29 protein-coding genes and 1 pseudogene are annotated in these 19,698 nt (G+C 63.7%); 1 reads left to right on the forward strand and 29 read right to left on the reverse strand.

Annotated features, from left to right (window positions below; genetic code table 11):
• Positions 1 to 3 precede the first annotated feature (3 nt).
• From VI340_RS19220 to VI340_RS19350, 27 genes and pseudogenes are all read right to left on the reverse strand, one after another.
• A complete protein-coding gene (locus tag VI340_RS19220; RefSeq protein WP_336358994.1) occupies positions 4 to 411 on the reverse strand; it encodes a hypothetical protein in 408 nt (135 codons plus the stop codon).
• Between the two features lie 2 nt (positions 412 to 413).
• The gene (locus VI340_RS19225) at positions 414 to 764 is read right to left on the reverse strand and encodes a hypothetical protein (protein WP_336358995.1); all 351 of its coding nucleotides are present in this window, start codon (positions 762 to 764) and stop codon (positions 414 to 416) included.
• Positions 765 to 772: 8 nt separating this feature from the next.
• Positions 773 to 1,804, reverse strand: coding sequence for a hypothetical protein (locus VI340_RS19230; RefSeq protein ID WP_336358996.1), 1,032 nt, complete (start codon positions 1,802 to 1,804; stop codon positions 773 to 775).
• Positions 1,805 to 1,815: 11 nt separating this feature from the next.
• Positions 1,816 to 3,327, reverse strand: a complete 1,512-nt coding sequence (locus tag VI340_RS19235; protein WP_336358997.1) for an XkdF-like putative serine protease domain-containing protein — start codon at positions 3,325 to 3,327, stop codon at positions 1,816 to 1,818.
• Positions 3,328 to 3,330: 3 nt separating this feature from the next.
• Positions 3,331 to 3,456: a hypothetical protein gene (locus VI340_RS19240; RefSeq protein ID WP_336358998.1), complete on the reverse strand. Its 126-nt coding sequence runs from the start codon at positions 3,454 to 3,456 to the stop codon at positions 3,331 to 3,333.
• Between the two features lie 77 nt (positions 3,457 to 3,533).
• On the reverse strand, positions 3,534 to 5,474 hold the full coding sequence (locus VI340_RS19245; protein WP_336358999.1) for a phage portal protein: 1,941 nt from the start codon (positions 5,472 to 5,474) through the stop codon (positions 3,534 to 3,536).
• The gene (locus tag VI340_RS19250; RefSeq protein WP_336359000.1) at positions 5,471 to 7,081 is read right to left on the reverse strand and encodes a phage terminase large subunit family protein; all 1,611 of its coding nucleotides are present in this window, start codon (positions 7,079 to 7,081) and stop codon (positions 5,471 to 5,473) included. The genes VI340_RS19245 and VI340_RS19250 overlap by 4 nt, the downstream gene beginning before the upstream one ends.
• Positions 7,074 to 7,802, reverse strand: a complete 729-nt coding sequence (locus VI340_RS19255; RefSeq protein ID WP_336359001.1) for a hypothetical protein — start codon at positions 7,800 to 7,802, stop codon at positions 7,074 to 7,076. Before VI340_RS19255 ends, VI340_RS19250 begins: the two co-directional genes overlap by 8 nt.
• Before the next feature lie 55 nt (positions 7,803 to 7,857).
• Positions 7,858 to 8,094, reverse strand: coding sequence for a hypothetical protein (locus VI340_RS19260; RefSeq protein WP_336359002.1), 237 nt, complete (start codon positions 8,092 to 8,094; stop codon positions 7,858 to 7,860).
• A 2-nt stretch (positions 8,095 to 8,096) separates the two neighbouring features.
• Positions 8,097 to 8,417, reverse strand: coding sequence for a hypothetical protein (locus VI340_RS19265; protein ID WP_336359003.1), 321 nt, complete (start codon positions 8,415 to 8,417; stop codon positions 8,097 to 8,099).
• 196 nt (positions 8,418 to 8,613) lie between these two features.
• Positions 8,614 to 8,823 carry a hypothetical protein gene (locus VI340_RS19270; protein WP_336359004.1) on the reverse strand — a complete coding sequence of 70 codons (210 nt, stop codon included), beginning with the start codon at positions 8,821 to 8,823 and terminating at the stop codon, positions 8,614 to 8,616.
• Positions 8,820 to 9,242, reverse strand: a complete 423-nt coding sequence (locus VI340_RS19275) for a hypothetical protein (protein WP_336359005.1) — start codon at positions 9,240 to 9,242, stop codon at positions 8,820 to 8,822. Before VI340_RS19275 ends, VI340_RS19270 begins: the two co-directional genes overlap by 4 nt.
• Before the next feature lie 318 nt (positions 9,243 to 9,560).
• On the reverse strand, positions 9,561 to 9,857 hold the full coding sequence (locus tag VI340_RS19280) for a hypothetical protein (RefSeq protein WP_336359006.1): 297 nt from the start codon (positions 9,855 to 9,857) through the stop codon (positions 9,561 to 9,563).
• The gene (locus VI340_RS19285) at positions 9,854 to 10,192 is read right to left on the reverse strand and encodes a hypothetical protein (RefSeq protein ID WP_336359007.1); all 339 of its coding nucleotides are present in this window, start codon (positions 10,190 to 10,192) and stop codon (positions 9,854 to 9,856) included. The genes VI340_RS19280 and VI340_RS19285 overlap by 4 nt, the downstream gene beginning before the upstream one ends.
• 202 nt (positions 10,193 to 10,394) lie before the next feature.
• Complete coding sequence (locus tag VI340_RS19290; RefSeq protein ID WP_336359008.1) at positions 10,395 to 11,504, reverse strand: hypothetical protein; 1,110 nt, start codon at positions 11,502 to 11,504, stop codon at positions 10,395 to 10,397.
• Complete coding sequence (locus VI340_RS19295; RefSeq protein ID WP_336359009.1) at positions 11,497 to 11,688, reverse strand: hypothetical protein; 192 nt, start codon at positions 11,686 to 11,688, stop codon at positions 11,497 to 11,499. Before VI340_RS19295 ends, VI340_RS19290 begins: the two co-directional genes overlap by 8 nt.
• A gap of 254 nt (positions 11,689 to 11,942) precedes the next feature.
• Positions 11,943 to 12,257 carry a hypothetical protein gene (locus VI340_RS19300; RefSeq protein ID WP_336359010.1) on the reverse strand — a complete coding sequence of 105 codons (315 nt, stop codon included), beginning with the start codon at positions 12,255 to 12,257 and terminating at the stop codon, positions 11,943 to 11,945.
• Positions 12,257 to 12,946, reverse strand: a complete 690-nt coding sequence (locus VI340_RS19305) for a hypothetical protein (protein WP_336359011.1) — start codon at positions 12,944 to 12,946, stop codon at positions 12,257 to 12,259. The genes VI340_RS19300 and VI340_RS19305 overlap by 1 nt, the downstream gene beginning before the upstream one ends.
• Positions 12,939 to 13,328: a hypothetical protein gene (locus tag VI340_RS19310; RefSeq protein ID WP_336359012.1), complete on the reverse strand. Its 390-nt coding sequence runs from the start codon at positions 13,326 to 13,328 to the stop codon at positions 12,939 to 12,941. The genes VI340_RS19305 and VI340_RS19310 overlap by 8 nt, the downstream gene beginning before the upstream one ends.
• A complete protein-coding gene (locus VI340_RS19315; RefSeq protein ID WP_311241403.1) occupies positions 13,325 to 13,555 on the reverse strand; it encodes a hypothetical protein in 231 nt (76 codons plus the stop codon). Before VI340_RS19315 ends, VI340_RS19310 begins: the two co-directional genes overlap by 4 nt.
• The gene (locus tag VI340_RS19320; protein WP_336359013.1) at positions 13,545 to 14,087 is read right to left on the reverse strand and encodes a hypothetical protein; all 543 of its coding nucleotides are present in this window, start codon (positions 14,085 to 14,087) and stop codon (positions 13,545 to 13,547) included. The genes VI340_RS19315 and VI340_RS19320 overlap by 11 nt, the downstream gene beginning before the upstream one ends.
• Positions 14,088 to 14,089: 2 nt before the next feature.
• Entirely contained in the window at positions 14,090 to 14,845 is a 756-nt protein-coding gene (locus tag VI340_RS19325; RefSeq protein ID WP_336359014.1) for a DNA polymerase sliding clamp, read from the reverse strand.
• Entirely contained in the window at positions 14,842 to 14,970 is a 129-nt protein-coding gene (locus tag VI340_RS19330) for a hypothetical protein (RefSeq protein WP_336359015.1), read from the reverse strand. The genes VI340_RS19325 and VI340_RS19330 overlap by 4 nt, the downstream gene beginning before the upstream one ends.
• A 154-nt stretch (positions 14,971 to 15,124) precedes the next feature.
• Positions 15,125 to 15,550 (reverse strand): hypothetical protein, encoded by a 426-nt coding sequence (locus tag VI340_RS19335; RefSeq protein WP_336359016.1) that lies wholly within the window; start codon positions 15,548 to 15,550, stop codon positions 15,125 to 15,127.
• The gene (locus VI340_RS19340) at positions 15,547 to 15,780 is read right to left on the reverse strand and encodes a hypothetical protein (protein WP_336359017.1); all 234 of its coding nucleotides are present in this window, start codon (positions 15,778 to 15,780) and stop codon (positions 15,547 to 15,549) included. The genes VI340_RS19335 and VI340_RS19340 overlap by 4 nt, the downstream gene beginning before the upstream one ends.
• 230 nt (positions 15,781 to 16,010) lie before the next feature.
• Positions 16,011 to 16,352 (reverse strand): annotated as a pseudogene (locus VI340_RS19345) (helix-turn-helix transcriptional regulator); the annotation flags it as partial.
• A 778-nt stretch (positions 16,353 to 17,130) separates the two neighbouring features.
• Positions 17,131 to 17,316 carry a ribbon-helix-helix domain-containing protein gene (locus VI340_RS19350; RefSeq protein WP_336359018.1) on the reverse strand — a complete coding sequence of 62 codons (186 nt, stop codon included), beginning with the start codon at positions 17,314 to 17,316 and terminating at the stop codon, positions 17,131 to 17,133.
• Positions 17,317 to 17,441: 125 nt separating this feature from the next.
• On the opposite strand from VI340_RS19350, the gene VI340_RS19355 reads away from it, so the two are divergent.
• Positions 17,442 to 17,639: a CopG family ribbon-helix-helix protein gene (locus VI340_RS19355; RefSeq protein ID WP_336359019.1), complete on the forward strand. Its 198-nt coding sequence runs from the start codon at positions 17,442 to 17,444 to the stop codon at positions 17,637 to 17,639.
• 123 nt (positions 17,640 to 17,762) lie between these two features.
• Here VI340_RS19355 and VI340_RS19360 read toward each other — a convergent pair whose 3' ends face one another.
• Entirely contained in the window at positions 17,763 to 18,770 is a 1,008-nt protein-coding gene (locus tag VI340_RS19360) for a Cdc6/Cdc18 family protein (protein WP_336359020.1), read from the reverse strand.
• Between the two features lie 121 nt (positions 18,771 to 18,891).
• Complete coding sequence (locus VI340_RS19365) at positions 18,892 to 19,458, reverse strand: hypothetical protein (protein ID WP_336359021.1); 567 nt, start codon at positions 19,456 to 19,458, stop codon at positions 18,892 to 18,894.
• Between the last annotated feature and the right edge of the window lie 240 nt (positions 19,459 to 19,698).

Here is a 19,698-nt window from a genome sequence, read left to right on the forward strand (position 1 = left end):
CTATCAGCCCTCCAGTTCGTCGAGACGCTCCTCGATGGCGTCCGTTGCGCCAGATCGGTCCTTCTGTTCCTCTTCGAGGTTCAGTAGCGCTCGCAGCGTGGCGGGGTCGTCGATGTCGGCAACGCGGTCGGCGATCTCGTCGTTGGTGTGGTCCGCGGGGTTGAACGGGAGCGTCCCGCTCTCGGCATCGTCGTCGACATCGTCCGGATCGGGCGGTCCGTCCTCCTGGTGGACATCGTCACCGTCTGTCTCGTCTTCCGCTGCGACGTTGTCGATGCGCTCGAAGTCACCGCGCTCGTTGCAGAGGTAGGCAGCGTCGTCCTTGCTGACCTCGGCCTGGTCGCCGGGTCCGAACTCGCCGATGCCCCGGACAGTGACCCGGCCGCCCTCGGTTTTCTCAACCGTCGGCATGATCAGGCACTCCCGGTCGCTTCGACGACCCAGCCAGTGGTTGTTCCGTCGACGTTACGAACCGTCGCGGTCGCGCCCGCAGCCGTCATGTTCGCCGGCCCGGTCCCCACGAAGTCGGCGTCGTCGAACGACACCGTCGGCGTGTTGGCTCCGCCGTTGTGGACGACCGTCACGACGTGCCCTTCGCGAGCCGCGGCGTCGAGGTCGACCGTGTTCGTTCCGTCGGGGTTGACAACGTGCTGGCGGGCGTCCTCGCTGACAGCCGTCGCTGCGCCGTTCCCCGGACTGGCAGTCTCGACGTACGGGTCGTCACCCTCGAAGTGCTCTCGCACGCGGTTGTTGGTTGTCGTCATGGGTTACCTCAGGCGATGTTCTCGATGAGGACGCCACCCTGGAGCTGCTTGATCTGGAAGTCGAACTGCCCTTCCAGCCAGTTGCGCGAGTGGAGCCGGTTCTCGTGGACCTTGTCCGTGTCCGTGGTCTGGTCGAGCTCCATCTCTTCGTACACACCGAACGCCAGGTTGTCGGGGTCGGTGAGCATCCCGTACGACTCGGGCCAGCCGTTGACGCCGACAACGTCGTACTCGAACGGCGTGATGTCGGAGTCGCCGAAGATGACTGCCGAGCCCAGCGGATCCTCGCGCTCAGTGAGCGAGAAGACGTACTCCTGGACCTTGTCCGGGTTCATGACGAACACGCTGTTGTCGGGGTCGCGGTACCGACTGTCCAGGTTGAGCAGCGATTCGTTGAACATCTGCGTGTCCGGCGTGGCGTTGGCCTGGTCGTACACCGGCATGGTGTCGACCTCGCCGGCGGCAGTGTCCTCCAGCCCCATCCGGTCGGATGCGGTGTCCTCGCCTTCAGCGATGGCGATCCAGCCGTTCCAGGTGTTGTCCCCAGCCGTGAAGCCGGCGAACGAGTCGAGGTTGCCGCTGTCGGCGTTGGCCCGCATGCCGATCAAGCCGACGTCGTTGAACCAGCGCTCGATGAACTGGTCGACGATGTAGTCGCCGAACTGGTCGGGCCCGTAGTGAGTGTTCTTGAGCGCGTCGCGCTTGGGCTCGACGAGGATGTAGTAGCTCTTGTCGGTCGCGTTGAAGGCGACGTCTCCGTCCTCGTTACCGGAGTTGCTGGTTCGGGACCCTTCCTCGGCCCGCGTGGATCCGGACAGCTGCGGGACGCCGAACATCGGGACGTCCATCTCCAGGCGCTCGAGGGCCATCGTGTCAGCCATGTCGAGGATGGTGACCTCCTTCTGGGCCCGTTCGAGGAACTCTTCAGTGACGTCGCGCGGAAGCTGAAAGTTGTCCAGCGAGGCGAGGTCAACGTCCTTGTTGACGCCGCCGGCGACTTGGTTCTGCGTGCGAACTGCGTCGATGGTGTTAGTACTCATCTATAGTCACCTCAGGAAAGGGCCTTGCCCAGGTCGCTCAGTCGGTCGCCGTCGTCGCCCTCGCTGGAGCCGCGGTCGAGCTGCTGGCTGCCAGGGGCCTCGCGGGAGATCGCGTCGAGCCGAGCGTGGAGCGCTTCGATGTCGGCCTTCGTGACCTCCTCGCTGCCGGCGTTCTTCTCAGTGCCGGCGTCGTCTTCGAACCAGCCGTCGACTTCGCTCTTCGAGACCTCGACGACTTCCCCACTGGGGAGTTCGACTTCGGCGGTCTTGTCGGCATCCGGGTCGCTTCCGCCGTCGCCGTCGACGGCCTCGGTAAGGCCCTTGACGGCGTCGGTCAGTTCGTTGATCTGTTCGGCGTTCTGCTCGGCGAGAGACTTGTCGCTGTTGTCAGTGTCAGTGTCGTCAGACATGTCGTCGGCAGCGGTCGTGCTGCCATCATCGGCCGGCGTGTCGCCGCCGGCGGCGTGCTTGTCGTCCTGGTCATCGCCGTCGCCTTCGTCGTCTTCGCCGTCTTCGTCGAACGACCAGGCACGCGCGTCGTGCTCCGAGAGGTCGAAGTTGACGTCGTCCTGGTCTGTGAACCGCGTCATCTCGTGGTCGACGCCGGCGTCTTCGAGGACATCGAGCCCGGCGTCGATGGACGCCATGATGGAGTCGCGGTTGCCCTTCGAGAGGGTCCGACCCTCTTTGCTGGTCTGGTCGCCGTCGGCGTCGCTTGCATCGGTCGCCGACTTCGACTCGTCTCCAGTGAGCGCCGAGAGGAACGCCCTGCCAGCCTTCGCGAACATCGACTGCTTGCCGGGATCGCCGGCGCCCTCCTCTTCGAGCGCACGGGTCAGGTTGTCCCACATCCGCTCGGCGTCGTCCTCCGAGTGGCCGCGTTCCATCGCCTCGTCGATGAAGGCGTCGCGGTCCCCGAGGTGCTCGGCGAGCCGCTTCTCGGCATCGGCCTTCGTCTCGAGGATCTCCGCATCGGGGACGGCCGGGATGTCCACCGCCGACACCTCGCGGATGATGCCGTCGGTGAGCTCCCAGACCATCGCGTCATCGGGGAGCTGGTCAGGGACGGCGACGTCGTCGACGGCGTCGTCTTCGCCGGCGACGTATGGACCAGCCCATTCGACGCCCTTCGCGCCGATGGAGTAGCCCCCGTAGACACCGTCTTCGACGAGTCCCCAAGTGCCGGCATCCTCGATGCGCCACTCTTGCACCCACGCGCCGGCCTCGACGGTCTGGCCGCCGATGTCTTCGGCCTCGTCGAGGACCTCGTTGCGTTCGAGGGCCATCCACTCCGACGGCCATGCAGCGTGCATGATGCCGCCGTCGGCGCTGCCCGACTCCATGAGCGCGCCGAACTCGTCGGCAAACGCCTGGATGGTCTCCTCGCGGGCGAAGTCGTGCTGCAGGTCCGCCTTGTCCGGCACCATCACGATGCCGGCGGCGACCTGTTCGTCGTCGTCCTTCGTGACGAACTCTACCTCTTTGCGGAAGGCGTCCCCGCCGGCCTTTGTTACAGGCGGCACGGGTCAGCCCTCATCATCATCGTCATCGGCGGCGTCAGCGTCGGCGTCCTTTGTCTTGTCGAGGCTTTTGGCTCGACCGGTCGAGAGGACGCCGCGCTTCTCGCCGCGCTCTGCGTTCTTGTCAGTCATGTCGAGAATCCGTTGTCACCCGGTCGAACCTCGCACAGGGGAGTCGGGCGCTCCCTGGGTCATCGGTCGTGTGTCGCCTAGGCCGGGACGTCGTCGGGGACATCCTCGGGATCCGGCTCGGGCCCCTCGGGCAGCCGGTCGTGGAAGTTGGTGATCTCCACGTACGGGTACTCCAGCCGGATGTTGTCGTAGTGGTACGAGCCGTGACTCGATGCGTTGACGAGCCCTGCCCACTCCGACGCCGGTACGTCGACGTAGGCGTACAGCGAGTCCGTCCCGTCCTCGCGCTCGAACGAAATGAAGAGCTCCTGCTCGCCGAAGTCGTACAGCCCCTCATCCAGGTTCGAGCTGTCGAACTGCGTCTGCTCGATGGGATCCTTTGTGACGAGGTCGGCCTCAACCTCGCTCCAGTCGCGCTCGTAGAGCTTGTTACCTGGCGGAGGGGCGTCCTTGGCTCTGGTCTGTTCGACGGCGTCGCCGACTGGCTGCGCTGGTTCATCCTGGCCGACGTTCGCGAGCAGCGTCCGACCGTCGACGGGGTGGTCGTCGGGTAGCGGCTCCTCGCCGATCATCTCCAGGGCCCGGTTGACCGGGATGGCCCCCCGGACGGCCTGGATCTTTCGCCGGGCGACCTTTGCATCCTCACCCGGCCGGTCGGCCCCGCGCAGCTCGTACTCGATGGTCCAGTCGGTGACGCCGAGGTACTCTTGATGGATGAGGCGATACAGGCGCTGTGCGAACTTGTGCTGCTCCGGCGCGACGACGTTGTTCGCGAAGTCCGCGACCTGTTCCTGGGAGTTGGCCCGGTTCGATGTCTCGGTGACGCCGATGAGGATAGGCGGCACTTCATGCACCTTGGCGATCTCGTGTTCGTTCTTCTCCCGGAACAGCCGGAAGTCCATCTCCTCGCTGATGCCCTGGCCCAGCGGCTCCAGTTCGATTTCGACGTCGTCGTCCATGCCGTCGAAGAACTTCTCGACCTCGAGGATGACCGCCCGGTGGCTCTCCTCTCGTAGCCCGTGGAGCATCTGCCGGAGGTCGTTCTTGCTCTCCTCGGACAGCTCCCCGCCGGTCACCTTGATGACGAACCGGGGAATCGTGTCGTTGTCGAAGAACGCCCGGTTGTAGTCTTTCGCCGCCTCGTCAGCGCCGATGGTCCGGATCGCACTCACCCAGTCCGGCACGCCGTAGTCCTGCTCGATCGGCGACGGGTTCCGGATGAAGATGAGCTCGTTTGCAGGCTCGTTGTCGAGCGCGCCGGCGTCGCCGATGGCGACCTCGCCCGTCTCCCGGTCGACGAAGATGGGCTCCTTGTCGGTGTCGTCGTCGGTGTAGGTGACTCGGGCCTCTTCACCACCGAGGATGGTTACCTCCTGGCCTCTGTGGCGGTCGCCCGCCTCGCCGAAGTAGCGCCGGCGGCCATCGCGCTCCTGGACGTAGCCTCGAGAGGCGTAGTGTCCGATGTCGGTGTCGACGAAGTTGCCCGTCTCGGGGTGGCGCGGCTGGTCGAAACGCGACTGTGGCTTCCGGACCCGGATCGTGTTCGCTGGCACGTGGGCCAACCCGACCGGTCGTCCCTCTCTGTCGGTCAGGATCTCCAGAGCGCACCACCCGACGGAGTGGTAGTCCTGCCGAGCGAGTTCCTTCACCTCCTCCGGCGTCGTGGGTTCAGCGGACTGGTGGGGACCGGTCTCCCAGCGCGAATCGGGGCCTCGCCAGAACGACCGAGCGACCTCGCGCTCCTGGTCGTCGGCGTCGTCGATGTCGACGTCCGCGTGCGTGGCGAGCTCGAACCCGAAGCCGACCTCGTACCGAGACTTTTTGCGGACCGCCGTGGCGTGGGTCTCGTTGAGTTCGAGGAACGAGGCCAGCCGATCGGGGTTGTACGGCGGCTTGACGCCGTGGCCGACCGAGTGGATCCGGCTGTCCGAGAGTTGCTGGCTGTTCGCGGCTTTCGACAGCGTCGTGTCGCCGCCGATCCCCTCGACGTTGACCTTGGTGGTGTCGTCTGATGTCATAGGTAGCTCACTCCAGAGTCGTCATCGTCACCGGCGTCATCCTCGAGCGCACCCATTCCTTCGAGGCGGCGGATGCCCTGCTCGGCCATGTACCATCCAGCGATCAGGTCTGGCGTGTGACCCTGCAGCTTCCCGTCGGAGAGTGACAGGGACATCGCGGCCTGGATGAAGTCCTCGGTCCCCGAGTGGCCACGGTAGAACTGGATCCCGCCGTTCTCGACGAGCCGACGGAGTCGCGGGATACCATTTTCCCAGCTGTGTTTGTTGCCCGTCGTCGGGATGCCCGTGACCTTACTCCGCAGCGATGCCGAGAACTCGAGGGCGTCGTTGGCGACGTACTGCTGCATCCCGTTGGACTCGATGACGATCACCGCCGGGTCGTAGCGGTCGTCCAAGTCGGCGAGCTGTGCCTTCACCTCCGAGGGCTGCATCCCCGTGTCAGCATGGGCGTCGAGAAGACGACGTCGTCCATCGCGACCGACACGGAAGGCGACGAACGCCGCGTTGTCACCAGACGGAGACTGGGCCGGGTCGTGGGCGACGATGGTCGCCTCGCCGGCGCCGGGCGTGAGGCGATGTGGCGGCTCCTGCCCTCGGATGGAACAGCCGCCGTCGTCGACGAGGCGGTTGACGTCCTCTTGGTCGATGAGGTTCCCCGACGCCCCGCGAATGACCATGCAGAACTCCCGCCAGAACAGGTGCGGGCTCATCTGGTCGTACTTGTCGGCCAGGTACTCGGGGCCCCGAGCCTCTGGCCACAAGACATGGACCTCGTCGTCGACGAGCGGTCGCCCATCGACTTCAGTGTAGAGGTCCTCGGGCGGCCGGCGGGCTCGCCACGTGTCGTCTTCGCGGAACTCCCTGTCCCATTCCTCGAGGACTGCTGGGTACTCGGTGAAGTCGTAGGCGTCGCGGTCGATGAGGTGCGAGTAGATATCGTCGGGCCGCTTCCGGGTCCCGATGACGGCGGTCGTCCCAGAGTCCTTGACCATCGGAACAGTGACGCCCTCGATCCACTGGAGGATCTCTTCAGTGTCGCCATCGCCGCGCTCTTTGATGACGTCGTCGAGGACCAGCTGGTGGGAGCGGTCACCCTCGATCGCCCCGAACAGCCAGCCGGCGAACAACCCGGAGCCGTTGGGCCAGATCTTCACCTCCTTGGTGTCCTGTTCGGGTGGCTTGTTGAGGTTGACCAGCCACGGGTTCCGCTCGACGATCTTCCAGAACTCCGTGTCGGCCTTCTTGTGCGCCTGCCCCTGGGTGTTGGTGATCCAGTGGGCCAGGAAGCCGGGCTGGTATTCCAGGCAGGCGATGATGTAGCCCAGCGACGCCGTCGTCTTCAGTGAGTCGCGGTGGGCCAGCATCCCGATGTTGTTGTCGCTGGCGAACTGCTTGGCCCAGTGGACGTGGACGTCGCCGATCGGCACGTGGCCGTCCCGTTCGGCGGCCATGTATCCCTCGGTCAGCCGGTTGAAGTAGACGTCCCACGGGCAGCCGTCGAAGGGGTTCAGGACATCGCGTTGGACAGCTGGGTCTTCGAACTCCCGCCATATCTGCTCGGCCTGGCGCTCCGGGTCGAGGTCGTGCTGGTCGGACGTGCTACTCATCAGTGTCCTCCTGGTCGTACCGGGCACGCAGGGCCTCCCGCAACGCCGCCTTGGTCTCGTCGTCGACGGCGACGGTCGAGTCCGTCTCTAGTGAGCCCTCCAGTTCGACGCGGTCCTTGAAGACGCCCAGCGCTTCGCCCTTGGCCTCGAGGTGCTTCGACTGTTCGCTGCGGGCCATGGCCTGTCCCTTGAGGTCGTCCTGATCCCGTCGGAGGCCGTCGAACTCTTTGGTGTATCTTGGCGAACCGTCGACGGCACGCAGCGGGTACTCTTCGCCGGGGCGGACCTGTGTGGTCGCGTCGGTGAATCGAATGATGATGTCGCGCTCGGTCGCCCAGTCGGGGTAGTCCTCGTCGCCGGCGTCGACGATCTCCCACTCGGGCCAGGACATCGGCTGCTCCCGGTCCGTATCGACAGCGTCGGTCTTCGGAACGACGCGGACGATGGGTTCGTCTTCGGTGGCGTCGGCCTCGGCATCCCGAGCCCGCTGGAACATCCGCTCCTCACGCTCGGCGATTTGGAGGCGGACGTTCGCATGCTCCTTCTCGATCTGCTCGATGACCTCCTCAGCGACCTCGTCGTTGAGGTAGTCACGGATGGTCGACTGGACGTACGAGCCGATGCCCTCCTGCTCGAAGCGCTCCTGGATCTCCTCGACGCTGAGGTTGTCCAGGTGGTGCCACTTGAGGGCCAGCGTGACCCGACGTTGTCGTGTACTCATAAGTCTAAAACTGTCGCGGCATTGCGCGACTGTACTTGTACTTTAAATAGCACTCTCAGTTCTCGCCCTCATCCTCACCGCCGCCATTCTGCAGCTCCTGTGCGGCGTCGACGCCCTCGCCCATCGCGTCATCCCAGAGGTAGTATCCAGCGCCAAAGAGGATGGCAGCACCCAGCAGCAGGATAAGCGTGTCAAGCTCGCGGTCGGTCCAGAGCATCGCGGCCCAGATGGCCTGGAACGCGACGATGACAGCACCGGCGACGACGGTGCGGATGGTACGGGTGCGAGACATCGTCACTTCTCCCCCTCCTCCGCTTGCTGTGCTCGAACCTCAGCAAAGGCGGCTGCGAGAGCGGCGTAGTCGGCCACCTCGATGCCGTTGTAAAGGCCGAGCGTGACGATGCCCAAGACGGTAGTGATGGTCGCGTCGGCGTTGGTGAGAAACAGCGCCGATAGCGCGATGCCGATGATGCCGGCGTTGACGAGGATGCTCCGAAGTATTTTGAGTGTCTTCAGCATCCGGAGGTCACCACCAGACCGGGCAATCTCGCAGTAGTCGTCGACCAGTCCGTCTGGAACGTACCAAGGCAGAGTCCGAGGCTTTGAGTGGCTCATGATGCATCGTGGGCCCCAACCCCAGGCTTGGTCGGTTGTCGGCTACTGTACTGGATCATAGGCCCGGTCGGGGAGTCGAACCCCGCGCTCGTGAAGTGGTGTTGGGGGGACGAGCGCTCCAGAACCGGGCAGGGCGGCCGGCGGTGTGACACCCGAGATGGAGGCCGGCCGGTTGACGAACGATGCATCCCCTCGTCTACTGCCGCGTGGCAGTCACTGCGTCATCAGGGATGCCGGCGTCGTCCTCCGGGACACGGATGACGGTGCCATCGAGATCAACACGGAATACGCGCTGGATGTCGTGAACATCGGCCTCGACGAGCTCGTCGACGACAGGCCCAGCACGGATGTCGCCCTGGAGTGTCTCGACGGCGACGCGGTCCGGCGTCGACTCGCGGACGCTCATCGCTGGACTCCCAGCGCTGCGGCCGTCGCGAAAATCTGCTTGTCGTCGGCCGTGTAGTCGTCGAGGCCTTTGAGATGCTCGACGGCGGCGTAGATGCGACGCGTGTCGACGTGGTAGCCGGCCTCCTGGAGCCGGGCGGCGAGGGCTGGCACGCGGTCGATCGCCTCGCTCGTCGACAGCGTCTCTGACTGGGACAGGCCACGGACCGAGCCACACTCGGCACAGGTCGTTTTCGACTCGGGCATGAGCGCACAGTTCGCGACCGACGCCGGCGGCTCGATGAGGTCCTCACCGAGGACAGCCGACTCGGTGCGCCAGGACATGGCGTCTTCGTTGCCCCAGTGGTCACGCTCGGCGATGTCTGACCGCTTGAGTCGGGCGAAACACTCGGAGCAGACGGCGTGATCGTGCCAGATCATGGTCTCGAACCACCGCAGCGCGTGGGCTCCAGACCGGGCCGGGTTGCGTGGGAGTGGCGCTGCCGTCGCTGTTGCTGTGTCAATTGATTGGGACATGAATTAGAAGAGTCGCAGGACTAGTGGCTCGTCGCCGAGGGTCACCGCGGTAACTCGCCCCGACGCCGGTGTGGTACGCTATCTTTGATACGATTCTCCAGCGATATAAACGCAACTCTGTTCCACTCGGCCCGGCCAGCAATGTCCTCCCGTGGGGCTGTACGCGACTTCGAATCGAGGTCATCCCCGAGCGAGTCGTTCTGCCGACCCCACGGTGCGAGGTCACTGGTCGGTCGGGAGTGTGAACGGTGACGTTGCGTCGGGATGGCCAGCTGGCAGGTAGCCGACCCGGCCCGGAAACCCTGGCTGGTCGGTGTCGGCCCCCCACACCTGCACGAGTGTGCCCTGCTCGACGAGTGCATCAAGGCGCTTTCGCGCCGACTCCGGTTGGAGCTCGCAGTGCTGTGCGACGTGCGTAGGACGAGGGCCGCCCTGGAGTGCGAGGCGATCGCCGTTGTCCAGGGCCTCGTGGACTGCCTCGAGGATAGCCACATCAGGAACAGACTGGACGTGCGTCATGGATCCTCCCGGTACTCTCGAATGGTATCGTGGTCGGCGACCTCGGGATACTCCAGAACCAGCCGTTCGACACTGTCCTCGGTGAGCCGTGTGAACCGGAGCTCTTGTTCATCATCGCGATACGCAATCACGTCGTCGTTGTCGAGGGCTGCCTGGAGTGACGCCTTGACCCCGGCCCGTTCGTACGACCCGTGCGCCACGAGCGTGAGGCAGAGCGTCCCGAGTGTGACACCTGGCCGCTGCATCGGACTGGTCTGGTGGTAGATTGTCGAGAGGACGCGATTGTATCGACGTTCAGCGTCTACCTCGTCGGATTCGTCGGAATGGTTGTGCATCGGATGGTGGCTTCCTATTCGTCACAATCTGACGACGAACGATATTGCCCGTCGCACTGTGACTAAACTCGCTCTATAGAGATGAGCGAGATTTGAGCGAGTTTACTCACGACTAGCGATACAACACTAACACCGCCTAACGCAACCGCACTTGCACTCTACTGCAACGGCGGTGGGATCCAGTTGGAGGTAGGGGGCATCTTCAGTGGGCCTCCTCGGTATCTTTCGTCGTCAGATTTTGACGAATCTCTGCACCCGTCGCATCGGAGAGGTTCATCACGACCTTCGAAGCGTTGCCCCGGCCTTCCCCGACGGAGAACGTGATCGAGTCCACTGGCTGCAGGTCACTGCTGCCGTTGATCGAGGTGTAGGACCGTTCGTCGTCCTCTGCCTCGTAGCCATCCGCGGCTCGCTTCATCGCGCCGAGGACAGTGTCACGGTGTAGACCGCCACCGAGCCGTGAGTCGACGTCGTCTCTGTCCATCTCGGCCTTCCCCTCGCTGTGTTGCTTTGCCTTGTTGTACAGCGTCTGCCGAATGCGCTGGGCCCGGCTGTCGGGATCGTCCGGACTGCCACCGCCGTCGACCCTGACCATCTGGATCTGGTCGCCCTGCTCCTGGAGTTGCTCCTCGACTTCGGAGAGCCGTTGATGGTGGTTCAGCACTCCTTCTGGATCGATGCCGGCGTCTTGCACGGTCTCCGTGCCGACCAACAGCTGGCTCTGCATCGCCATCTGCTTGCGGACGGCCTTCACCAGTCCGTTCGAATCCCTGACCATCGACTCCAGTTCGTCGACAGTCTCGCGAAGGTCCTCGACCTCCTCGGCCAGCTCTGCATGAGACATCTCGGAGACCGGCTTGCCCTCCTCGCCGTCCTGATCATCATCGTCGCCGGCGTCGTTGTTCTGGGACTCCGTGACGGTGGCCTCGACGTCGTCGTTGTCCTCGTCGTAAATCTCTGGCTCCGCTGGCCCCTCGTCGGTCTGGGTCTCCTGCGTGGGCTCGGGATGGGGCTCCGGCGGGGCCTCCTGGACGGCCTCCGAACTGTCCTCGCCATCGTCTTCCGGAGCGGTCTCCTCGTAGGCCTCCTGGAAGTGCTCCAGGGAGATCTCGTCGTAGCCGTCATCGAAGGCGATCATCACCGCCGACGAACACATCTCATCGCGACGGTGCTCATCGAGGCGGCCGAACTCTTGGGCCAGGACCTCGGCAGAGACCTCGGGAGCCAGCGTCGCACTGGAGCGACCGAGCTTGTCCGCCCAGGCCTTGAACGCGCGCTGGTTCTCGACATCGGCGTCGGCGGCCTCAGACATGGACGATCACCTCCGCGATATCGTACCGACCACGGCAGGCCGGACACTCGACGTGGTCGCCATCGCGATGCCTGTCGGACAGTTGCGTCCCGTCGACGGGACACTGCATCGTCGTCAGGCGGACGTCGTTGGTTTGGATGCTGTGCTGCTGACTGTCAACTGCGGTGTGCGTGCTTGCTGCCATCGTGTTCGGAGAGACCCGACGCCCGAAGGCGACGACAGACGGTCCGCTGCGTAGAGCGGGGGCTCTGGGGGAACGCTTAAGACCATCAGTCGAGAATAAGACGCTACAGTCACGGACGTCCCAGCCGATTCCCGCGCCAACGGGTTCGAGGCTGGGACGGCGTCCCATTCTCAGGTGTGTTGCTCTCTCGTAGTCCTTGCTCTGTCTACCGGATTGCGTACGCGCCGACTTAAAACCGCTAGTCGCGTCAGACATCAGTGATCGCCCTCCAGTTGCGACCTGACAGCTTCTTGTCGGTATCTCGGATCCGTGTCGAGTCGGTAGGCTGTCTGGATCATGCCCCACCGAGCGACCAGCATCATCCCGGAGGCCTCGTGGTAGCGGTAGTACGACTCCTCGAGGCCGGCGTAGACGACGGTCTCGGCTTCGCGCCACATGGCACGAAGATTTGCACCTTCCCACTCCGGGTCGCAGCGCTGGTCCCACATCTCTCGCGGGTGGGACTTCCGGACGATCTGGCCGTCCTGGTCGCGGAACTGTCCGCCGCCCAGCTGCCGAGCGGCGCACATCACTGCTCACCACCCTCGACGGCGATGTCACAGACCGGACACTCGCCACCCTCGTCGACGATGACGAAGTCAGCGAACGACTCCTCGCAGTCGTGCTTGACCTTGCCCTGGTCGAGGCGGCACTCGACGCAGATCTTCACGTCTTCGTCGGGCCAGTGCCCGTGCCGCTCTTGGTAACTCCAACAGTCCGCGCACCGGAGCGTCCCGTTGTGCTGTTCCCAGCCATCATCGAGGCCGGGGCACTCAATGTCGCACCCGTCTGTCCCGCAGGTCGGCATCGTGACACCACCATCAGGAACGGGATCGCCGGCAGTCTGCTCGACGCCGGTAACAGGATGGATCTCCCAGGCCCGGATCTCGTCCCAGCCCGACCGCTCCTCACGAGATTCGTGGGCGACGTAGGCCCGCTGGGCTTTGTCGTGCCAGCGACAGACGACACGGTCGTCAGGAAACTCCGAGTAGCTTGGTTCGACGATGACATCGTCGCGCGTCTCGGCTGGGTTGACGACAACAACCTCTTCCTCGCGCCACTCAAGACCGGCGTGATCCGTCCGACGCTGTAGCTCGTGCTTGACGACGATCCCTTGAGGCGTTCGGTCAGTCCAACTAACCGTCAGGCGTGCGTGTCGTGATCGGCGACCGAGCCCCAGTCCGTAGACCGTCGCTTTCGCGAGTTCTACTTCAGTCATCGCGAGGACCCTCCATGAACGTGAGGACAGCACACCGTTCGATTGGCGTCGAACAGCGTCGCTGACCTGGCGCGAGCGTCTCTTTCAGGTCTCCTTCGGCGCCGCAGGCTGGACACCGCTCGTCATCGCGAAGACGTTCGGCGGCCTCGGCCCAGGACTCGCCGTCCGCGACGCCGATGTCTTCGATGTCGGTATCGAGGGCAGACGAGCCGCCGTCTGCGACCGGGACCGTGACCTGCTCTTGGACACGCTCGAGCACGACCTCGCGCTGATCCGCTGCGAGCGCATCGTCGACGACGACCGACACGGCCATCCGTGGATCCTCGCCGTACTCTTGGACGCGGGCAGCCGCTCGGTCGACGTAACCGTCTAGAAGGCTCACGACAACGCACCTCCGTTGCCCTCGACAGCCCGGCGGTTCGAGACTGAATGACAGTCGAAGCAGAACAACTCGTGAGACTGCTCCCAGCCTTCGTCGCTGGTCTCGTACGGCACGCGGTCGACGTCGGCGGGATCGAGGTTCGCCCCACACAGCGGGATGTACTGCCCCAGCCCGGACTCGATGTGGTTGCGGCTACCCTCAAGGATGATGTCGCCGTCACTCGGCATCGCGATCACCCACTGTCGCAGTTGCTACTTCTAGCGGATCGTCCTCGCCGGCGAGTGCAGCTGCCAGTTGCGTCACCAGCAACCGAGCACCGTTCTCGGAGACGCCAAACTCTTGCCCGTACAGCTGTTGCCGGCTGCCCATCATGAGCGCGCGCTGGTTGCGCTGTAGCGACGTCTGCATCTGTGACTCGTTGACCAGCACAGTCACCGAGATGTCGGGTTGGTCGTGCTCGGGCAGGATCTGTTTGCAGGCGATCCCATCGGCTTCGAGCAACTGCCGCTGGCCGTTGGTGAACGATGCGTAGGCTGCCTGGTCCATGATAAAGCGGATGTCGACCAGGCCGTCGCCGTCGTGATTGTCCAGCGTTGAACCGACCTGCTCCAGCAGCGAGTCAGCGTAGCCCTCGGTCACGTCGAACCGGATGAGACCTGCTGGGTCGGCAGTCGCCGCGACCTTACACTCGGGCAGGTCCGGGAGACCGGCTTCGTCGACGTAGATGTCCGTGTCGACGTTCCCCCAGCTACTCGCCATCGTCACTCACCTCCCGCGATCCGAGGACTGATCAACACGGTCGCCGAGGCCTGTCCTTCGGAGTGGGCCCACGACAGCTCCGCCGGCATCTCGTTGGCCAGCCGCACCGTGACTTCAGCGTCGGCGTCCATCGTCCCGACAATACTACTCACGTAGTCTAGCGAGAACATCGACGACACGCGCCCGTCGCCAGGGCTTGCGCTGACGAGGTCGTCACGGTCGTACTCGACCTGGACGTCATCAGTATCGCCATCGGCGTCGGTCGCGAGCGCTCGCTCCGGCCCGTCGCTGACTAGCTGGATGTGGTCATCGACAAGATCCGCTGCGGTGACTGCCTGGTCCAGTTGCTTCCCGGTCGCGACGGCCGTTGCGAGCCAGTCAATCGACGGCAGGTCCGGCTCTTGCCGGACCGACTGGGGATTGATCAGCGCCTGCGTATAGTCGACCGACCCGAATCGGATGTCCAGCTTCCGGACCTGTTCATCGAGTTCGAGGTGAACGAGATCGCCACTGTCCGCAAGCGCCAGCACATCTTCGAAGGCGTTGAGGTTGAGGCCGATCACTCCTCCGTCGCTCTCGTAGGACTCGAACCCACCCGCGTCCAGCGTGGCTTCGACCATCGCGACGTTCGCCGGGTCGACCGCAGCGATGCGCAGCCCGTCCACGCCGAGATGGAGTTTGCACTCATCGACGAGCGCCGAGACTGGCTCGAGGAAGTCGACCAGCCGGTCGGCCGTGACGATGGCGTTGAACGTCATCGGTTCCCTCCGAGCATCGAGTCCGTCCGTCCACTGTCATCATCGTCGAACAGCTTCCCGCACTCCGAGCAGCGGAAACACTCGGTACTGCGTGCATCACAGACCGGGCAGATGTTGTCGCTCATCGCGACTCCCCTCCATCATCGCCCGAACAGGCGCGCATATGCGGTGGCAGGTTCCCAAAGTCATCGCCACACTTCGGACAGGTCCGTTTGGGCTTCTCGTAGCCGTCTTCAGGCCCATTCTCGGCTGCGTTGGGGTTGCCCCCGCCCCAGCCCGTCATGGAAGATCACCGTTGAGAAAGTGCGACTGCACGTCGTCGAACGGAACCAACTCCGGCCCTCCGCGGGACTCGACCAGTGACTCGATGAGGTCCGCTGAGGCTTCGGCGACGTGGCCCAGCGTCGTGTCACCGTCGACGGCGATGCGTTCGTAGCGACCGACCTCGTTGCTGGCCCGGACCAGCACGGTGTTGCCGTGGTCGTCCGGCGCGGGGAACCGGGCGACGACGTCCTGGCAAGAGTCCAGCGTCTGGCGAAAGTCCGTCCACTGCGGGACGGCCTCGGCCCAGTCGCCGTGATAGTTCAGCGTCCGGATGACTGCCGGGTCGGGAGCTTCCAGCAGCAAATCACAGAGAGCGTTCCCGACAACGTCGTCGGGCTCGAGCTCTCCGCGGGCTGCCTCGGGATCGGTGGCGGCGCTCATGCCGGCCCCCCGTCCAGAACGACACGAGTTTCGGCGCTCTGCATGTCCGTGATGACGTTGCGGACCTGCAGGTCGTGCTCGTCGGCGAGGTCCAGCACGTCATCCAGTTCGACGCGGTCGTTCGCGAGGTCGCGCGCAGCGGTGATCTCGCCGTCGTCGGTCTGGCTGACATCGACGCCGTCCAGCTCTAGCGCGTTGAGAACGAACGACTGCTGTGCCGTGGTCGCCATCAGGCATCACCCTCCTCGGCGATGACCGGGATGTCGTCGCTCCCGTCGCCGCTGCGAAGATGGTCGATGACCTGGCCGAGCTCGTCTCGCTCGGCCTCATCGAGCGCCGGCTCAACCTCGGTCAGTAGCCCCTCGATGACTGCCGCCGCGCCGTGATCGGTGAGCCCGTCGACCGTCTCGCGGGTCGCGCTGACGGCCTCGGAGTGTCGCCGGGACCGTTTCCACAGCAGGTCCTTCCCCGCCTCGGTCAGCGCGTACTCGTTGGTTCGCTTGTCGAGTTCGCTCTTTTCGACAAGATCCATCTCGACGAGCGTGTCGAGGTTCGGGTACAGGCGGCCGTGGTTGACTTCCTCCTCGTAGTACGCTTCGAGCCGTTCCTTGATGCCGAGCCCGTAGTCGGCACAGTCACGCGCCTCGGCCAGCTGAAAGAGAATCTCGAACTGGAAGCGCGTCAGGTCGCCACCGTCGTGGGCCGGGACGGCGCCGCCGTCGGCGACTGCTTCTGGCTCGTCTGAGCGTTCCTCGACGATCTCGTAACACCACTCCGGCTCCCCAGGAGCGGTGATGACCATGTGGCCGTCGGGGATGTGTGGGTTGTAGTCGCCACCCTCGGGCATCGCCGCGATTGGCCCATCGTAAAACTGCTCGTCCGGCAGGCCGGTGTCTGTGGTTTCGTACTCGCCGTCGATGTTGCCCGTCTGAATCGTGAACGAACCGGTGTGACCGCGGAGCCACTCGGGCAGTTCAATCCCGTCGTCGGTGAGTTGGAGCGTGCCGTCGGCAGTTAGTTGTCCCCCGTCGGCCATGACCGCGGGCTCCGTCGGCCGGATCGTCACGTCCTGCGGCGAGTAGAGCTCACCGTTGACGATGAGTCGGTTGATCTCGTCGAGGACGTCCGGCAGCGTGTAGGGGCTGGTCGTGACTGCGCGCGTGACGACCATCCCGACCGGAGCCTCTTCGCGGTCGCCGCCGAGCGTCTCGATGGCGTCGTAGATGACGGTCGTCGTGGTTCGCTGGTCGGTACTCTGCGTGTCGGTATCGTTTTGAGTATCGTGTGTGTTTGACATCGTGGTCTCGATTCGGAGCTAAAGCCACAATCGAGACTGCCCTGCGTGCACGGACTCGGCTTTGGTAGGTTGGAGTCCGTGTGCGTAGACAGGCTCGCGGGCTGAGACCACTGCAGGACACACGCCAGTAAGCTACGATACCCAGCCAGTAGGCAGCCCTTACTGCCGTAAAATACCGTTTTACTATGTGGGTGTGGCGCGTGGGTGTGCATGTGGTCTCGATTTCTCGGCCTGGTGGGGCAGGCCGGGTTCGTTGATTGGCGAGCTGTGCCTCTACGTCTCGTCAGTCCGCGACTTGCTCTGCTTCATCGACATCCGCTGGATCAGACTCCCAACTCCCGTTGTCCTCCATGTCGAAACGGGCTTCGAGAGATTCCCGGATGTACTCAGACCGGTTCGTCCCCTTTTCCCGACGCTCTTCGATCTGCTCGACCATCCAGTCGGGAAGTGAGATGCTTGGTCGTTTCATAGGGTGATCTGTGCCACTGTGCTACAGTGCGGCCTGTCGTCTATTAGGTCTTTCGCACAGTGCCACGGTGCGGTAGTGCGCATGGGGCTCCGCTTAATGTGGCACAGTGCGATTGTGCTACTAAGATGGCGAAACCGAGTGTCAGTATCCCTGACGAGTTGCTCGATGAGTTTGATGCCAAGATAGACGAAAAGCGCCGCTCCGGAGAGATGGACCTTGATACGACCAGGTCCGAGGTCGTTCAAGAACTGATGCGCGAGTGGCTTGAGGGAAACTTGAACTTGACGTCGAAGGATTCGAAGCCTCCGGCGACGGCTGACTGACGACATTTTACGCGACCCTCCCCGCCCTGATGCGGTACTCTTCCATACAGCACTACTGACGAGACCACTCTTCAAAACGAAAGGGGAGGTGTTTCGCGAACTTCGCGCCGCGCCGTCTGGCGATTAGACCGTTTCGTACTCGACGGCAGCCCACTCGGGCTTGTTCTCTGGCCCGCTCCGCTCGACGTGGTTGTACTGCTCTAGCTTCGATAAATAGGTCTGGACGGTTCGTTTCGTCCGAGCGTCGTCGACGCGGTCGCGGTAGTGATCCATCACGTCGTTGGTCGTGATCGGGCCGGACTCCTCGACGGCACAGAGGACAGCCTCCTGGTGGTCGGTGAGCTGGTCGCGGCTCTTCTGGCGTAGTCGGTCCCGGGCCTGGGGGAGGATCCGTTCGACAACGTCGTCGGGGACCTCCCCATCCTCTTCGACGGCGATTCGCAGCGTCCGGATACCCACCCGAGCGTCACCGTCACAGTGCTCGGCGATGTGCATCATGTCTTTCTCGTCCCACCGCGAGCCCGACCGACCGAGGACGTATTCGGCGCGCTTGCTGAGGATCGATGCGACCTCCCGATCGGCATAGGCTCCGCATTCGATTCGCCGGCCGACACTCAGCCGGCTCTTGAGTCGGTCGGCCATCCCCCTAAACAGGTCTTCCTCCCGGTTTGCGACCAAGATTAGATTGACTGGGACGCTGTGCAAATCATAGAGGACGTCTTTGTCGTGCAGCTGGTCGACCTCGTCGAGGACAAGATACTGCGGATGGCCTGGGTCGTTCTCCAGGTGCGATATCAGCTCCGAGCGGCCGGTAGATGACTCGTGGACTGGGGCTCGGCAGAGTTGGTCGACCGTCTGCAGCAGGATATCCCGCCGCTCGTCGTGCCGCCAGCAGTTCACGTACGCACTCTCGAACTCTGGCATCTCGCCGTCCTGCTCGAGGAGGTCGAAGGCCAGCTTCGAAAGCATCGTCTTGCCCGTGCCCGTCGGGCCGATGAGATACATCAGATCCGTCGGCCACGGGACTGGCCGCAGCGCCGACATCAACCGATCAAGCTCGTCACGGCGATGAACGACGAGGTCTTCGTCGGGGACCCGCTCCTCGTCCAACACATGTCTGGAGGAGAGCATTAGTAATTGGATAGTACTCGGATGTGCTATATAAGCAACAGGGGGTGGTTTCGTGCGTTTCGTGGAGGCATACGCTAACCAACAATCACACGCAGAAGCCGCCGAGTGTTGGTTAGTCTCCTCAGCTGAAGATGAACAGCAGCCCTAGAAGGAACCCTAGGATGAACGTGAGGATAAGGAAGTTGCCGAACCAGCGCATGATGAGCATCGAGCCAGACAGAAATGGATTGTCGCGAGCGTCGCCGCCGAGCACGTCCTGTAAGGACCGCCCGGTCAGATGGATCAGTGCCTCTGGCAGTGCGAGCAGGAAGAAAAAGTACGGGAACACGAGGACCCCGACAACACCCAGCACGACGCCGATGTAGTAGTCGCGCTTTCGGTTGGAGTCGCCGGCAGGTTCATCCGGGACATCGCTGCCGTCGTAGCCGGCGGTCGCGCTGTCGGTGTCGATTTTAACGTAGTTGAACCCACCACATTCACGGCAGGCCGAGTTGTTCCGCGGCGAGCTGGTCCCGCAGTCCTGGCAGATCCACGTCACTCGGTTCGTCGAGTCGAGTCGCTCTGTCTCGGAGGGCTCGAGCTTGGCGAACTGCTCACTAGCGCACTCTCGACAGGGAGGGTCATTACTGTCGTGGCGGGCCCCGCAGCTCGCGCAGATCCACAGCGGCCCGTCGGGTGTCTCAGACATGGCGGCGATGTGGCTATCTGGTCACTATATCGAAATAAAACTGGGGGTATTCATAGCTTAACCAACGACCGGCCCTATCGTGGCTTGCTGTTGGTTAAGACATTCTGCGGGGTGTGATGCATCTCATGGTTAATTGTATCGGTAAAAACGACATCGGCCCACTGGCCCTAATCAGACGGCCGATGTCGTTTGACGAATACGGACGTTTCAGTCCGCTTGCAGTGACGGGCAGAGCCCGAT

Source organism: Haloarcula sp. CGMCC 1.6347, from assembly GCF_037078395.1.
In the GTDB taxonomy this organism is placed as follows: domain Archaea; phylum Halobacteriota; class Halobacteria; order Halobacteriales; family Haloarculaceae; genus Haloarcula; species Haloarcula amylolytica.

Bases quoted from the DNA above. Each gene is read 5' to 3' on its own strand.
- VI340_RS19255 (WP_336359001.1), bottom strand. From the start codon at position 7,802: ATGAGTACACGACAACGTCGGGTCACGCTGGCCCTCAAGTGGCACCAC.
- VI340_RS19340 (WP_336359017.1), bottom strand. From the start codon at position 15,780: ATGGCGACCACGGCACAGCAGTCGTTCGTTCTCAACGCGCTAGAGCTG.
- VI340_RS19245 (WP_336358999.1), bottom strand. From the start codon at position 5,474: ATGACATCAGACGACACCACCAAGGTCAACGTCGAGGGGATCGGCGGC.
- VI340_RS19315 (WP_311241403.1), bottom strand. From the start codon at position 13,555: ATGCCGAGTGACGGCGACATCATCCTTGAGGGTAGCCGCAACCACATC.
- VI340_RS19305 (WP_336359011.1), bottom strand. From the start codon at position 12,946: ATGACTGAAGTAGAACTCGCGAAAGCGACGGTCTACGGACTGGGGCTC.
- VI340_RS19335 (WP_336359016.1), bottom strand. From the start codon at position 15,550: ATGAGCGCCGCCACCGATCCCGAGGCAGCCCGCGGAGAGCTCGAGCCC.
- VI340_RS19220 (WP_336358994.1), bottom strand. From the start codon at position 411: ATGCCGACGGTTGAGAAAACCGAGGGCGGCCGGGTCACTGTCCGGGGC.
- VI340_RS19290 (WP_336359008.1), bottom strand. From the start codon at position 11,504: ATGTCTGAGGCCGCCGACGCCGATGTCGAGAACCAGCGCGCGTTCAAG.
- VI340_RS19350 (WP_336359018.1), bottom strand. From the start codon at position 17,316: ATGAAACGACCAAGCATCTCACTTCCCGACTGGATGGTCGAGCAGATC.
- VI340_RS19250 (WP_336359000.1), bottom strand. From the start codon at position 7,081: ATGAGTAGCACGTCCGACCAGCACGACCTCGACCCGGAGCGCCAGGCC.
- VI340_RS19330 (WP_336359015.1), bottom strand. From the start codon at position 14,970: ATGAGCGACAACATCTGCCCGGTCTGTGATGCACGCAGTACCGAGTGT.
- VI340_RS19260 (WP_336359002.1), bottom strand. From the start codon at position 8,094: ATGTCTCGCACCCGTACCATCCGCACCGTCGTCGCCGGTGCTGTCATC.
- VI340_RS19365 (WP_336359021.1), bottom strand. From the start codon at position 19,458: ATGTCTGAGACACCCGACGGGCCGCTGTGGATCTGCGCGAGCTGCGGG.
- VI340_RS19240 (WP_336358998.1), bottom strand. From the start codon at position 3,456: ATGACTGACAAGAACGCAGAGCGCGGCGAGAAGCGCGGCGTCCTCTCG.
- VI340_RS19360 (WP_336359020.1), bottom strand. From the start codon at position 18,770: ATGCTCTCCTCCAGACATGTGTTGGACGAGGAGCGGGTCCCCGACGAA.
- VI340_RS19320 (WP_336359013.1), bottom strand. From the start codon at position 14,087: ATGGCGAGTAGCTGGGGGAACGTCGACACGGACATCTACGTCGACGAA.
- VI340_RS19285 (WP_336359007.1), bottom strand. From the start codon at position 10,192: ATGCACAACCATTCCGACGAATCCGACGAGGTAGACGCTGAACGTCGA.
- VI340_RS19295 (WP_336359009.1), bottom strand. From the start codon at position 11,688: ATGGCAGCAAGCACGCACACCGCAGTTGACAGTCAGCAGCACAGCATC.
- VI340_RS19325 (WP_336359014.1), bottom strand. From the start codon at position 14,845: ATGACGTTCAACGCCATCGTCACGGCCGACCGGCTGGTCGACTTCCTC.
- VI340_RS19270 (WP_336359004.1), bottom strand. From the start codon at position 8,823: ATGAGCGTCCGCGAGTCGACGCCGGACCGCGTCGCCGTCGAGACACTC.
- VI340_RS19275 (WP_336359005.1), bottom strand. From the start codon at position 9,242: ATGATCTGGCACGATCACGCCGTCTGCTCCGAGTGTTTCGCCCGACTC.
- VI340_RS19355 (WP_336359019.1), top strand. From the start codon at position 17,442: ATGGCGAAACCGAGTGTCAGTATCCCTGACGAGTTGCTCGATGAGTTT.
- VI340_RS19280 (WP_336359006.1), bottom strand. From the start codon at position 9,857: ATGACGCACGTCCAGTCTGTTCCTGATGTGGCTATCCTCGAGGCAGTC.
- VI340_RS19225 (WP_336358995.1), bottom strand. From the start codon at position 764: ATGACGACAACCAACAACCGCGTGCGAGAGCACTTCGAGGGTGACGAC.
- VI340_RS19300 (WP_336359010.1), bottom strand. From the start codon at position 12,257: ATGTGCGCCGCTCGGCAGCTGGGCGGCGGACAGTTCCGCGACCAGGAC.
- VI340_RS19230 (WP_336358996.1), bottom strand. From the start codon at position 1,804: ATGAGTACTAACACCATCGACGCAGTTCGCACGCAGAACCAAGTCGCC.
- VI340_RS19265 (WP_336359003.1), bottom strand. From the start codon at position 8,417: ATGAGCCACTCAAAGCCTCGGACTCTGCCTTGGTACGTTCCAGACGGA.